This window comes from Mycolicibacterium canariasense (genome assembly GCF_002101555.1).
Classification (GTDB): domain Bacteria; phylum Actinomycetota; class Actinomycetes; order Mycobacteriales; family Mycobacteriaceae; genus Mycobacterium; species Mycobacterium canariasense.
The window spans coordinates 1-13,373 of sequence record NZ_LQOL01000031.1 but is presented as its reverse complement, the minus strand read 5'-3'; the positions used below and the strand labels follow the sequence as shown (position 1 = coordinate 13,373).

The 13,373-nt window shown below is 65.9% G+C and carries 12 protein-coding genes; all 12 read right to left on the bottom strand.

What is annotated here, in order from left to right:
* A partial coding sequence (locus AWB94_RS05085; protein WP_109790503.1) for a hypothetical protein occupies window positions 1-1,295 on the bottom strand: 1,295 nt, incomplete at its 3' end.
* A complete protein-coding gene (locus AWB94_RS34530; protein WP_131805415.1) occupies window positions 1,295-1,513 on the bottom strand; it encodes a hypothetical protein in 219 nt (72 codons plus the stop codon). The genes AWB94_RS05085 and AWB94_RS34530, both read right to left, overlap by 1 nt.
* Window positions 1,513-2,862, bottom strand: a complete 1,350-nt coding sequence (locus AWB94_RS05080) for a peptidoglycan-binding protein (protein WP_085122379.1) — start codon at window positions 2,860-2,862, stop codon at window positions 1,513-1,515. Before AWB94_RS05080 ends, AWB94_RS34530 begins: the two co-directional genes overlap by 1 nt.
* Window positions 2,863-2,932: 70 nt before the next feature.
* Window positions 2,933-3,058 (bottom strand): hypothetical protein, encoded by a 126-nt coding sequence (locus tag AWB94_RS36060; RefSeq protein WP_264021021.1) that lies wholly within the window; start codon window positions 3,056-3,058, stop codon window positions 2,933-2,935.
* 54 nt (window positions 3,059-3,112) lie between these two features.
* Complete coding sequence (locus tag AWB94_RS05075) at window positions 3,113-3,730, bottom strand: hypothetical protein (RefSeq protein WP_133058210.1); 618 nt, start codon at window positions 3,728-3,730, stop codon at window positions 3,113-3,115.
* A gap of 65 nt (window positions 3,731-3,795) precedes the next feature.
* Window positions 3,796-5,100, bottom strand: a complete 1,305-nt coding sequence (locus AWB94_RS05070) for a hypothetical protein (RefSeq protein WP_085122375.1) — start codon at window positions 5,098-5,100, stop codon at window positions 3,796-3,798.
* A complete protein-coding gene (locus AWB94_RS05065) occupies window positions 5,101-5,283 on the bottom strand; it encodes a hypothetical protein (RefSeq protein WP_085122373.1) in 183 nt (60 codons plus the stop codon). It lies immediately after the preceding gene.
* 24 nt (window positions 5,284-5,307) lie between these two features.
* Window positions 5,308-6,993 carry a DUF7257 domain-containing protein gene (locus AWB94_RS05060; RefSeq protein WP_085122371.1) on the bottom strand — a complete coding sequence of 562 codons (1,686 nt, stop codon included), beginning with the start codon at window positions 6,991-6,993 and terminating at the stop codon, window positions 5,308-5,310.
* Window positions 6,990-7,820 (bottom strand): hypothetical protein, encoded by an 831-nt coding sequence (locus AWB94_RS05055; protein WP_085122369.1) that lies wholly within the window; start codon window positions 7,818-7,820, stop codon window positions 6,990-6,992. Before AWB94_RS05055 ends, AWB94_RS05060 begins: the two co-directional genes overlap by 4 nt.
* Before the next feature lie 12 nt (window positions 7,821-7,832).
* On the bottom strand, window positions 7,833-9,548 hold the full coding sequence (locus AWB94_RS05050; RefSeq protein ID WP_085122367.1) for a Gp37-like protein: 1,716 nt from the start codon (window positions 9,546-9,548) through the stop codon (window positions 7,833-7,835).
* Window positions 9,549-9,727: 179 nt separating this feature from the next.
* A complete protein-coding gene (locus AWB94_RS05040) occupies window positions 9,728-12,130 on the bottom strand; it encodes a DUF7257 domain-containing protein (protein ID WP_085122363.1) in 2,403 nt (800 codons plus the stop codon).
* A gap of 7 nt (window positions 12,131-12,137) precedes the next feature.
* Window positions 12,138-13,373, bottom strand: a 1,236-nt coding sequence (locus AWB94_RS36055; protein WP_337349821.1) for a transglycosylase family protein, incomplete at its 5' end; no start/stop codon positions are given.

Genomic DNA, 13,373 nt, shown 5'->3' with positions numbered 1-13,373 from the left:
AGCCGGATTTCGTCGCAGCCCACCATGATTCCGCTGCGGTTGCCGAGCTGCGGCCGGACCTCGTGGTACAGAGCGTGTTCCTGCAGCCCGGGCAGCGCGGCGACCAGCGCGACGAGGTCATCGAGGTGAGTCAGTACACCCATCGGGGACAGCAGCGCCTTGAGCTGCTCGTCGACGTCGGTGTGGAACCCGGTCTCCTGGGCCTGCCCGAACAGCTTGGTGAACACCGGGATCACGTTGAGCCCAGCGACACCGGCGATCAGGATCGGCGCGACCGGGGTGAGCAGCTGGGCGGCGATGCCGAAGTACTGGGCGATGATCGGCACCGCAAGGTTCAGCACGTGCACGAAGTACGGCAGGCTGGTCTCGGAATGGATGATCTCGCCGTAGAACGGCGGCCGAATCCCGTCGCTGTCGGGCACGCAGGCGTAGAAGTCGCCGGGGTTGGTGATCGACACCGTGACGTCGAGCAGCCATTGCGGCCGGCGCTTGCGAGAGATACCCCAGCCCTTGGGGTTCCAGCCCGGCTGGCCGGACATCTGGCCCGGCTGGCGTGACGGGTTGCCGAACTGAATGACCCGCCGGATGGCGCCGCGGAGGTCGGCGTACTTTCCGCGGCCGGTGACCTCGCCGGTGGCCGGTATGACGAACCCGCCGTCGCCGAACAGGATCTCGAGTGCGTCTTCGAGCCCGTCGGCACTCTGGCTGTATCCGGAGAAGATCTTATGCAGGTCTGTGGCCTTGATGGCCGCCTCCGGCGTCGCCCCGGCAGCGATCATGCTCATCGCGCGCTGCACGTCAGGGTTGTTGTCCAGCAACCATTCCAGCGACTTGTACTGGTCGTAGGTCACCTCGACGTATGAGGCGGTGGCGTCGCCACCGAGCACCCCGAGATACCCGCCCTTGATGAACTTCACCGGCTGGTGCCGGATCCTGTAGGCCTTCTCGGCCCAGACGCCCACTTCGAAGCTCGGCCCCACGTTGGCATCGGCGCCAGACCCGGGGCAGGTGTAGATCCAATGTCCCGGCCGCCACTGACTGGCGGCCGGGAAGGGGATGCCCTTGACGATGTAGTTGAACTCGTCCTCGGTGATTTGCCCGGTGACCGGCCGGTGCATGCGGGTCTGCCATTGCGTGGCGAACGCTTCCTCGCCACGACCGAAGTACTGGTCGGACTTGAGTGGTGTCAGCCCGTCGATTTCGTACGCGTAGCTGGCGTACCGGCGGCGCGCGGCGGCCGACAGGTCGGAGACGACCTGACCGGTGCTGCCGCGCTTGAGCGGGAATGTCGACATCAGCGTTCTTCCATCCGTGGCGGTCGGTCGGCCGTTTCTGTTGCCCAGTTCGGCGCTGACAGCGGAGCGCCCTGCGGGGGAAGGGGTTTGCCTTCGCGGCCGAGCCGGTGGGCCTCTTCGAGCTCGCGGCGCCGGGCCCGGGCGATGCAGCACCGCGGGTCGGCCGGCCCGTAGGCGCAGTTGCACACGTGGCCGCCGGCCGCGGTCTGGCCGGGCATCACGCGACCTTCTTGAGCTTGAGCGCGGCGGCGGTCTGCGGGCCGACGATGCCGTCGACGACGAGCTTGGAGCGGCGCTGGAACTCGCGGACCGCGGCGTCGGTGAGCGGCCCGAAGTCCCCGTCGATCGGCAGGTGCCCGGCGTACGAGGCGAACGCGAACTTGAGGCGGCGCTGCAGCTCGGCCACCTGCGGGCCGGTGCTGCCGAGGTACAACAGGCCGGTGAAGTAGGGACTGGTGCCCGGGTCGACCGGTGCGCCGCCGCCGGGGCCGACCGGGGTCGGGTCCACCGGTGTCGGGGTCTCGCCGGCCAGGAGCGCCTTCACGCGTCGAATCAGTTCGTCCCAGGGGAAGTTCGGTCCTGGGTCGTGGTGGCCGCCGCCCCAACTGCCGAAGTCCATGTGACCGCAGATGCCGTCTCGGCCCCACGGGATCCCATGGCCGCCGATGTACTCGGCGGGGATGTTGTACTTGCGGCACCACCAGGCGATGACCTTGGCGGCGTTGGTGAGCTCGAGGTCTTCGTTCTTGCCATCGGAGGCGTCGGTTTCGAGCCACTTTCCGCGTGACCATGCGGCGTAGCTGCCGGCGAGGCAAATGTGAAACGCGTACTTGTTGGCGCCGGCCGCCGACCAGGGCGCGTCGTCTTCGGCGACGACCTTGAGGACCTCGTGGTCATCGTTGACGGCGTGGTAGCTGACCTCGTTGGCCTTGACGGCCAGGTACTCGGCGAGTCCGCGGGCGGTGCGCCCGCCTTCCTGGGTGTGCACCGCGATCCACCGCGGCGTGCCGGCGCCGCGCGGGTGGTATCGGCTGGGCGACCACAGGGCGCCGGTGAACGGGTCGGTGAGCGGCACGGCGGTACCTCCGGATGCTGGGGTTGGGGTGCTGGGTGCGGGCTGGCCGGGCTCCAGCGCGCCGCTCAGTCGCGGCAGGGGGTTCTGCTTGGTGCTGGGGTTGTATTCGCGCGGCATATCCGACAGGTGCAGGTGCGGGGCCACGCCACCGTTGGTCGCCGAGTTGGGGTTGATGACTCCGATGCGCTGCCCGGCGGTCACGTGGGTGCCCACCTTGATCGCGGCGTCGCGGACGATGTGCCCGTACTCCAGGCAGCCGCCACCCTCGACGTCGGTGGAGTCGATGACCAGCCACCCGGCCGGATCCGGTCCGCCGTAGCCCTGCGCGGTGCCGGCGTAGATCACCGTGCCGGACTGCACCGCGTAGACGGTCCGGCCGCCGGACCCGCCGGGGAATCCGAAGTCGGTGCCGAAGTGGAATCCGCCCGATCTGGGTCCGAACGGGCTTGTGATGATTCGGCCGGCTTCCAGCGGCCAGTAACGGTTCACCATGGTTATGGCCCTTCCGAGGCATGACTGATGGCCCGGCCGGGGACGCGGGCGGGCTGGTGCAGGACTGGGGTCAGAAGCCGAGTTCGGCTCGCCCGTCGAGAATTTCGGCGGCGGCGACGAACGCGGCCACGGCGATCAGGTCACCGAGGACCGCTGAACACAGGACGATGGCTGCTGCCTTGGCGAATCCACGCATGGGGCACCCCATTTCTCACCGGGGAACCGAACCAGCGAGTGATGGTTCGGGGGTCTAGGCAGCCGGCCGCAGGCGAATGGCGACACTGTTGTACGTGCCGCCGGTGGTGGAGAACGCCTTCGATCCGGACGCGTCGCCGGCGGCATCTCCAGCAATAGCGCGCAGCGTGCTCGCGACGGTGCTGGCCTGCCGCTGGGTCTGGCTGTAGTTGCTCATCGTCTGGCCTGCCGACATCGCGTTGAGCGCAACCTCATTGGTCCCGACGGCGATGGACTGCGCGGCACCGGAAGCCAGGCCGGGTGCGCTGCTCGGGCTGTCCCAGCTGCCGACGTTCGACCACAGCCACGCCATGCCCCAGATATTTCGGCCGGTGTTGGTGCCGCTGTTGTGGGTGCACGCCAGGGTGTGGCTGCCGTCGGTGGGCGGGCCGCTCATCACCCAGAGTTGGGAGCCGTAGTTCGCGCCGGCACTACGGTCCTGGCCGGCTCCGAACACCAGGTCGACGGAGTTGTACTTGCATGTGAATGTGGTGGTTCCGCCGCCGTTGGAGTACCAGTTGAGCGCGACAGCGAGCATGAGATTCGGAATTCCGGCGTACGCGGAGAGGTCCAGCGCCAAACTGCAGCTGACACTCGTGGAGAAGCTCTGCGAACCGGTGAATGGGCTTGTCACCGTCTGCAGGAGCACGGGTGACACCGCGGCGCCTGTCTTGGGAAGGTGAACCAGTCCAGCGGGCATTAGCTCGTGGTGCCGATCAGGACCGCGGAGAAGCCCTTCCCCGGCGTGGTGCCGACCGCCGAGATGTAGGGGCGAAGAACGTCACCGGCGGCGATCGCCTCCGTCAGCCCGGAGACGATGACGTTGGCACCGTACGCCCACTGGTTGGCCGCGGCGATCGTCTTGGCGGTCGAAGCAATCTGGGCGCCGTTTTTGCGGATCTCCACCGTGGTCGACCCGGATGCGTCCGCGGTCTCACCACGGAACACGACACCGGTCAGGGTGAACGCGGCCGGCACGAGGAAGCCGAGGGTGTTGTCGCCGTACCCGGTGACCCGGTTGCCGTAGGCGGCGTGCACTTCGAACCAGACGGGCAGCGGGATGGCGATGTTGCCGGTGCCATCGAACGGGACACCGTTGATGGTGCGCGGCGTGGCGAGCTTCGTTGCCGACAGCACCGCTTTGGCACTGTCCGCGGTGTTGTTCACCTGATCGAGGACCAGGTCGGCCTTCAGCTGCGCTGGGGTGCGCTGCGTCAGCGCTCCGGCTTTCACCTGCAGCACGTTGTCGTTGGCCAGCGCCAGGGCGGCGAGCGCGTTCAGGGTGGCGTTGGCCGCCTGCGCACCGAGCGTGCCTCTGGCCGTCAGTGCGTCTGCATCGTCGAGCAGTGTCCGCGCGAACGCAGTGAGGTCGGTGGTGGCGAACGAATCCGAGCCGTCGGCGTACACCAGTTTGTTGGCTGCCGTGGCCACGGCCGCTAACGCGGTCAGTGTCGGATCGATCGGCTGCTTACCGGTCAGTGCGGTGTTGATGCCGGCGAGTGCGCTCTGGTTGTTCTGGATAGCGGCGACCAGCTCCAGCCACGTGTCCAGCTCGGCGGGCGCGGCGCCGATCAGCGCGGCGATCTGTGCCAGGACGTACGCGCGCACCGACTGCTGGGTGGGGACCTTGGTGTCCGTGTTGGACGCCATGTTGTCCTCGTCGATGACGAACGACATTCCCGTGGTGGAGGTGTCGGACTTCATCGCTGCGCCGGCCGCGGCGACGTTCGCGGCGTCGGTGACGTCTGCGTTCGGCTCGATTCCGGTGAGCTTGGCGCGGTCGGCGGTGGTGTAGTTCTTGTTGTTGGCGCCGCTGACCATGTTGTCCTGGTTGAACGCGTCAGCCTGCTTGCCGGTGGGGTCGTAGACCGCCGCGACCATGTCGCCGCCAGCGCCGCCGTCTTCGATCGCCTGGGTGTTGAGGTTGATCTGTGTGGTGATGGCGTTGAGGTCCGCTGCTTGGACCTTCTCGCCTGTCTCCCAGGTGTTCTTCAGTGCGACCATCTATTCGGCCTCTCCGGTGAGGATCACCCAATCGGCGACGCGAGCGGCCCGGCAGAATCCACCACCAGCGTTGGTCGTCATGTAGCCCCACTCACCCAGCGGAGACCCATCAGGCAGCTTCACGGCTATCGCGCCGAACGTCATCGACTCCGGGTCCTGGTCTTGGCGCACCTCGGGAACCATCAGACTCTCTCCCTCTGTTGTCCGCTACGAACCGACAAGAGCGCCGCTGAAATACGAGTCGAGGCCGCTGGACGAGCCGTTCATGGCGACAGCGACGCTGCCCGTGACAAGACCCAGGGCCGGCGTGACCACATCGCCCTTCTCGCAGTGGTATAGGAATGAGTCCTGTGCAACGTTGAGGTCACGCCAGGCCGCCCCCGCCGTGCGGCCGACACCGTTGATCTTCAGTGTGAAACCAGCAACGGACCAGTTGTTTCCACTCTTGAAGAGGCGGTGAGAGAACGCCCACATTCCCGTTTTGGGGACCACGTAACCGCTCGCCGACCATGCGGAACCTGGACTGACGTAGTCGATCTCGTCATAGAACGGCGCCAGGATGTCGCCGACGCTGAGGGAACCACTACCAGTGGTTGCTTCCCGGTAGACACGGAACCCGTGGCCTTGAATCTCGCTGGGGATGTTATCGGCAATGGTGCAGCCCGACAGAGTCGCCGGACGGTACCAACTACCCAGATTCAGACCTGGCCGCCATCCGACGCCCCAGCCCTTCGGCGCCTCAGCTAGGCCACGGGATGCGTAATTCACCGAGGTCGTAACGAGATTCGTCGTGTCGTCGAATGACTGAGCCTGAACACCGCTGATCCGGACGCGATACTCATCGCGGCTCTCAGCCGTCCCGCATTCCAGCGACAGCTGAGCGCCGTTGATGAGCTTGACGCCCGTTGGCAGGGGTCCCGAATCGACGACAGTCTCAGCTCCACCTGCGGCGTAGGCGATGAAGACGGTGCTGTTTGAGACGTAGGCGACGACGTAATGCAAACCGTCCGCGGACATCCGCCCGTACACCCGTACCTGCGAGTTCGTTCCCCCCAGGGGGGTCGCTATGGTGGCGGTGACCTTCTGGTACTCGCCGAGCGTATTGGCGTCGGCGGGGTCGGTCCGCCTGGCGGTCAGGATCGGATTGGCGTTGCCAGCGTTGTGCCACTCGGCTTTGCCGGTCGAAGTGTCGACGTAGGTGGTGATTCCGTTGGTGGAGGACAATGCCCACCCAGGCCCAAGGCTGCCGTTGTACGGGATCTGGAAGTCGTCACCACCGGAGACGCCCGAGTTCTCTTGCCCCGCATTCGCAGCCTTGAGCGCCTCGATCGCCTGGGTATGTCCAGACACGGTGTCCGCCATGTACTTCAGCTGATTCACCGGGTCGACGTAGTCATTGGGGTCACCCGCCGATCCGGTCAGCGCCTCGACTACCCCGGACAAGAAGCCCTGGAGATTGCCGATGACACCAGGCAGGTTCAGAATTTTCGAGGGGTCCAGAATCGGGATCCGGATCGAGTCGATGAACCCGCCGACCAGTTCAGCGAACACGTTGAGGGGCTTGAGAAACACCGCAACGATGTCTTTCCACACCTCCAGCGGCGGCTGACTGAAATCGATACCGGTGACCAGCGTGCCGAAGTTCTGCAGTCCGTGGTTGACCCCGTCGGCCCAGTCGGACAGCTGGTTGAACGCTGACCCGCCGCCGGGAATGAAGAACCCGACGAGCGCCTGCACGACGCGGCGCAGGAACTGCTCGATCAGCTGCCCACCGAAGCTGAGCATCTGCTGCGCCGAGAACGGCCGGTTGTACCCCGAATCCTGCTGGCCGCGGTGAACGTCGGCCGATGGGATGTCGGTCGCCCAGTCGGGCGGCTGCTCGGGTGTCGTCATAGCGGCAGGACCTCGGCCCAGACCCGGGTCGTAGTGGCCGACGACGTGTACGTGACCGTCCCGGCTTGGCGTTCCAGCCGGAAGTGCACCGTGCCGCCCTGGCCGGCGGGGATCTGGTCGTACGCGTCCGCCATGCCGGCGCCCTTGCCGCCCCACAGCGTGAGGCGTTCGGTCTGTGTGATACCGGGGCAGCGGCCAATGATGTTGCCGCCGGTCTCGCCATTCAGCCGTGCGACGAGGTCAACGCGCACATCGGTGCCTTCACCGGTCACCACCGTGCCGCCTTGCGCGATCACCCGGCGCGCATACGGCCGCGCTGGAATCTCCACGGCGGCGATGGTGAAGTTCACGTTGCCCGACGGCGTGTTGTTGACCGTGGCCGGGAAGCACGCCTCGGGGATCTTCGGCGTGACGAGAATGAAGCCGTCCGCGGCGTCGTTGAGGACCAGAGTCTGGCCCGGAAGCCCGCCACCAAAGTCAGCCGGATCCAGGATGGTGTCGCCGTCCTCGCCGGGCTTCCCTCGGTGCAGGGACAGCACCAGCTGGTACTTGCCCGGCGTCGTGGTGCTCGGCGGCACGAGCGTGACGAAGGATGCAGATGCCGGCGTGAGGTCGTCGTGCGCCAGCTCGGTGAACGCAATCTGGTTGGCGAGTTCAGCCGGTACGCCGGGTTCGCCCTTCTCGATGGCCGAGAAGCCATCACCGACGCCGCCGTTCTCGCGCAGCATGATGACCGCCGCACCCGTGGACGGGTCGACCGGGATGAGGAAGTCGCCCTGCGCCTGATAGTGCGGGGCTCCGTTCCACTGGACAATTGGCCACGCCATAAGTGTTGTCTCCTAACCCGATTGAGGAGCGAGCGTCAGAACGTTGATCGCTTCGAACGCGCCGGTGATGAAGCGCTGATGCTTGGCCAAGGGGGCCTCGTCGCGGCGTCCGTCGCCCATCTGGACCATCACGACGCGTTCGTCCGGCGTGATCCGCCACATGACGTTCTCGATGTAGTCGGTGATCATCCGAGAGCGGGACATGTACACCAGCGACATGAGTCCGCCTCGGAAGATGTCCCGCCCCAACGCATATTGGTCGCCGTTTCGGAAGACCACCTGCCCTGTGGTGTAGCCCTGCGAGTCGAACAACGCGTTGATGAAGTCGAACATCGTCGTCACGTTGTAGGGGGCGGATGCGGTGGCGTGGAATCGCTCGACCGCGGGATGGTACGGCCCCACCTCGTCACGCCGGCCGTAGTGCTGGACGAGCTGGAAGGCTAGGAACGAGTTATTGAGGAAACCGGCCAGCAGATCGGACGGGATCCCAGTGAAGCCGATCACGATCATGATGGAGTCGATCAGCCACGCAAAGGCCGCATTCATCAAGTCGTTCAACCACTTTGGCGAACGACCGCCTATGATGTGCTGCCAGCCATCGGGCGTGTGATCGGTGATCGTCGCCTTGATGATGTTCGAGTCCTCGCCCGACTCAGGCGCCACCAGATAGGCGTAGGGCTGTTCGAAATCGACACCGATCGACGGGTTGTAGAACTGGCCTGCCATGCCTGGGATCTGCCGTGCGATCGGCGCGAAGATGCCTCCGAGCGACCCGCCGAGATCAATCACGGTGCGCAGCACCGAGTCAAGCACGGTCTTGGTTGGGCCCGTAACCTGGCTGCGGTCATAGGTTTTGAACACGTATGTCGGGTCGGTGAGGTTGGCCCACTTGTCGGGCTGCGGGTCACCTGGCAGCCAGAGGGTCATGGCCGTGTCGACGCCGTACGGGCGGGTGATGTCCTTGATGACAGCGCCGCACGTCTCCATGCCCACTGTCCGGGCCGCCAGCGGTGACCCATCGGTCATGGGGTTGGTCCGGCTGACGAACGTAGGTGTGCGGAGGATCTTGCCGAACGTCGCCGGTGACAGACCGTGCTGCTTGATGCCTTGCAGCACTGCGCCGAACCATGTCCGGACGTCGGTGTTGAGCGACAGGCCGTTGTTGATGAACTCCATCCAGCCGGTCTGGATCCGGAAGCTGGTCTCGGCGACCATGTTTTCGATGACGGTGCGCAGGGCCCAGATGAAGATCGCGTGGGAGAACGGCTGGGCCTGGATGGGCAGCCACCACGACGGCCAGATCACGTAGTAGTTCAGGATGTCCCAGATGCCGCGCATTTCAACGGTTCCGGTCCAGGCGCCCTGGTCGTACTCGTAGGCGTGGCTCTTGGTGTAGAACGCGTACCGCAGGTCAGCCGTTTCGACGATGACGCCGACCATGGTCTTGCGGCAGTCCATGAACAGCGGAACCATCGGCGAGCTGCCCTGCAGGACGATCCGACCGGTTGGGGTGTCGTTGCGCGGGTCGGTTCCCGACGCTTCGATCAGATCGCGGCCGATCACGCCCATCGGTGACCACAGCTTGTCGCATACGGTGAACCGGAAGTCGGTGTCTACCTTGGACTTCGCTTCGGTGAGTTCCCGGGCTTTCAGTGCGATCTTGGTGGGGTCTCCGGACTGGAGAACCTTTTCCCATTCCGCTTTTTGGCGCTGCTCCTGGTACGTCACAGAGGACTCCCGCAGTCGTTGCACTTGCGCAAAGTCATCGCATTCGCCGTGACCCCAAACGCCGAAATGCGATCGAATACCAGCTCAAACCCGCTCGGTTTCAAACAGCTTGGGCACCACAGCGCACTCTTCATCTCCTCGTACCTGGGCACCAGGTAGAGGAAAATGACGCCGTCCATCTACAGCGGGTATCTGCGCTTCGGGGTGCCGGACGCGATGATCTTGGAATCGGCGTTGCCGTCGTCGATCGCCACCTTGACGTAGTACGGACGGGCCCGATTTCCCGGTGACTTCGGCGGAATCGCCGCGTTGTCAGAGAACCGGCCGTCGAGGTACTTGTACAGATTCCCCTGAGGCACACGGATTCCGAAGTTGTTGAAGATGGCGTCCGTCAGCGCCGATCGTCCCGAGAAGAACGACACCAGCCGCTTGACCGCCTGTTGAAAACCGGTCAGTGCTTGCGGGCTCGGCGGTACCACAGTCAAGTCCTGGACCAGCGTGGTGTTCACGCGCGGGTCGGTGCGCAGAAACACGATCTGGTTGTCCAGCAGCGGACCGAACTCAACGAACTCCGTGGAATCAGGGCCGTCGTAGATCTTGAACTTGCCTGGCCCAAACAGGGTGTAGTCGTCATACATCGGCTGATCACCGATGTTGACGCGCTCGAGAAACCCTTCCTGCGACACCGTCGAGTTGTCGCCGGCCCACACCCTGCGCAGGAATCCCGGTGTCGCCTGCGTGAGCAGGGCCGCGCCCGCCTGGAAACCGAATCCCACCCCGCGGTACGCCGGGCCCATCAGCGACGCTGTGCCGTTCTCCTTGTGCGACATCATGGTCACGCCGTTGCGCATCACCTTGAACAGGCGCGCGTCGCCTTCGTATCCAGCGACCAGCACCCAGTCGTCCGAGGGAAGTGGCGGGATCAGGAACAGCTGCGACCGCATCGTGGTCTCGACGAAGTTGTTGAACCGGGACAGCTTCGCGACGTTGTTTTCCAGGCGCAGCCGAATTCCGTTGCCGTCCCACGATCCGTCCGGCTTGTGCCCCATACGAGCCCACACATCGTTGGCCGCTCCAGCAGGGAACGACCACTCCTGCATGCGGGCAAATTTCATTCCAACGACCTGGTAGTCGGTCTCGGTCTGGAACGTCTGCCCGGTCTCTGGGTCGCGGTATGGGCCGTTGACGACTTCCTGCGTGTCGGTGCCCGAATTATCAACCCACACAGCGGAGGTCCCGGTTGCATGCACGTAGGCGTCGTTGACGCCGGAGTAGCGCAGTGGCCAGTTCGCCCCGAGGTCGTCGGTTGTCGTGTAGTCGAAGCTGTCGAGCACGGCGCCGTCGACGAGCACCTGGCGAACCCCAGCGGGCGTTGCCTGAGTGATCAGCGCGCCGCCGGCCTGCATGCCGAACCCGACGCCGCGGTGGTTGGCATCGATGAACGACAGGTCTGCACCGGACTCGGTCCGCGACAGGACGGTGTAGGTGCCGCCAGAACTCGATCGGATCAACGAGTAGGTGCGGCCTACGCAGCGCAGCGTGAACAGCTCGCCGGCCACCGGTGGGAGGACGACGAGCTCCTGCTGGTGCCAGACTTCCCGGAAGTTCTTGAACGTCGACAGGCGAACGAATCCCCAGCCGATGCGCGCACGGACACCGCTGCCGTCCCACGATCCATCTGCGTTGCGCCCCATACGCGCCCACGCGTCGTTGGCGGCGCCAGTACCGACGGTGAACTCAGGGGTGTTGTTGACCTGGAACGCAACGTCGACGTCGTCGCCGGCCGCGTTGAAGTCCTTGAACGGACCCGCCACCACGCGCCGGGATCCGGTGAAGAACATGCGGTCCGGGTCGTCCTGCCACCTAGCCAGGCCGCCCTCGGTGTAGGCGTATCCCCGGCCGCTGCCGGTGTAGTACTGGGGCCACAGCGGCCCCATGTCGTCCTCGTAATCGATGCCGAATTCGTCGATCATGTCGGCATAGGCGAAGGAGAACGACGAGGTGTGGTCATAGCTGCGCCACAGCGCGTCGTCAGCCTGCAGCCGCAGCGACAGCGGCTGCCCGTTGTGCACGACGTCCAGCGCGTCGGCCGGAGCGCCCTGGAACCAGCGGACGTTGGCCCACCAGTAGCCGTTCCACTTGTCAAAGAACCCCAACTCCGACTGGCGTTTTCCGTCGATCGACGCGATGAGATCGCGGACCACCTTCGACTTGCCTTGCCAGCCCTTACCGACGCACTCGACGACCATCTCCACTTCGCACGGGTCGTAAATCGAGTCGATGTGAGTGATGCCGTCCTGCGTGGCGCCCTTCTGCTGGATGTGCTTCCACGGCGGGATCAGGCCCTTGAGCGACTTCAGCTCAACAGCTTCCGGCTTCGTCGGGTCGTGGTAGGGCGGCGCGAGCCCACCGAGCAGCTGGAACGTGATGCTGCCGTCGTAGGCCTTGAGCTGCATCAGCGGCCGACGTCCTGTGGCGAACATCCACCAGCCGGCCGCGGTGATATTCGAAGCGGGGTAACGGACACCGTCGGGCTGGTACGTTCCGCCGATCTCGAACGGGATTTGCCACGGCAGCGTCACAGATGCCTCACATTCCCGGGCCGCGGTTCGCCGCGCCGGTGTGGTATTCGAAGTCGCGCGCGATGCCGGCGCCAGAGCGGTCCGGGCCAGCGTTGATCTCGGTGTAGTAGGTGGGGCCGTTGCCACCGGCTGCGGCGGCTTGGTCGCCGCCAGAGGGTGGGCCGGCCAGAGCCGCGGCGGACTGTCCGGCCGTGTTCGGCAGTGCCGCACCAGCTCCCGCGACACCGCCAGCGATCTTGGTGAGCCAGTTCGAGTTGGCCAGCTGCGAGCCGCCGGTCGGCAGCAGCGTCTCCATGAGGCCGGACGCGCCGATTCCGATGGCCTGGGTGCCGAACTCGATTGCGCGGTTGATCAGCTTCATGCCGGTTTGGGCGGCCTGACCGGCGCCGGGCGCCATCGCGTCGAGCGCCATGCCGCCGGCCTGCATCGCCATGTCCGCGACGCCGCCGCTGGCCATGCCGATACCGCCGCCGCCGGACCCGTTGACCGGCGGTAGACCCCCGAGCGGGGTTCCGGCTGCGGCGCCGACGCCGGGACCGGCCAGCCGAAGCGGGGCGGGCCCGAGCGGCATCGGGCCCATACCGGGGCCACCGGCTTGGCCGGGGCCGCCAGTGATGCCATAGCCGCCACCGGGCCCGACAGTCGGGAGCGGGCCGGTCGGCTGGCCCCACCCCGCACTGGGCGGCTGCGAGTTCACGGTGATGCCGGCGGGCGCGGTCGAGCCGTTGGTGATGACTTCCCACGCACCGAGGCCTTGCGGCGGGGTGCCGTTGTAGCCGTAGAACGCGGTCCGGTCGGCCACCGCCATCTGCTGCTCACGCGTGGCCTGGTGCGGCATCGGCGCGAACTCTTGGCCGCCGTAGGCGTTCCAGGTCGACGGCGAGAACTGCAGCCCGCCGAAGTGGCCGTTGCCGCCGGTGTCGGCGTTCTGCCAGTTGCCGCTGGACTCCTTGGCCGCGACGGCGTCCCAGTTGAACCCGCTGAGCATGGTGGAGCCGTTAACCACACTGACCGGGACTGGGCCGTTGGTGGCGGCCGACAGCGCTCCGGCCGCGCCGCCCGTGCCGTCGAACTTGGCGTCGATGTGGTTCTGGTGACCGGGCGTGGTGAATGCGGTCTTGCCGCCGGTACCCGGGTAGACACCCTGGTCGCGCCAGATCGTGTATTCCAGGCCGAGTTCCTCGGCGTGGCTCTGCAGGAAGTCTCGGATCTGGTCGCCCAGCTGCATCTGGTCCGGCCCGAT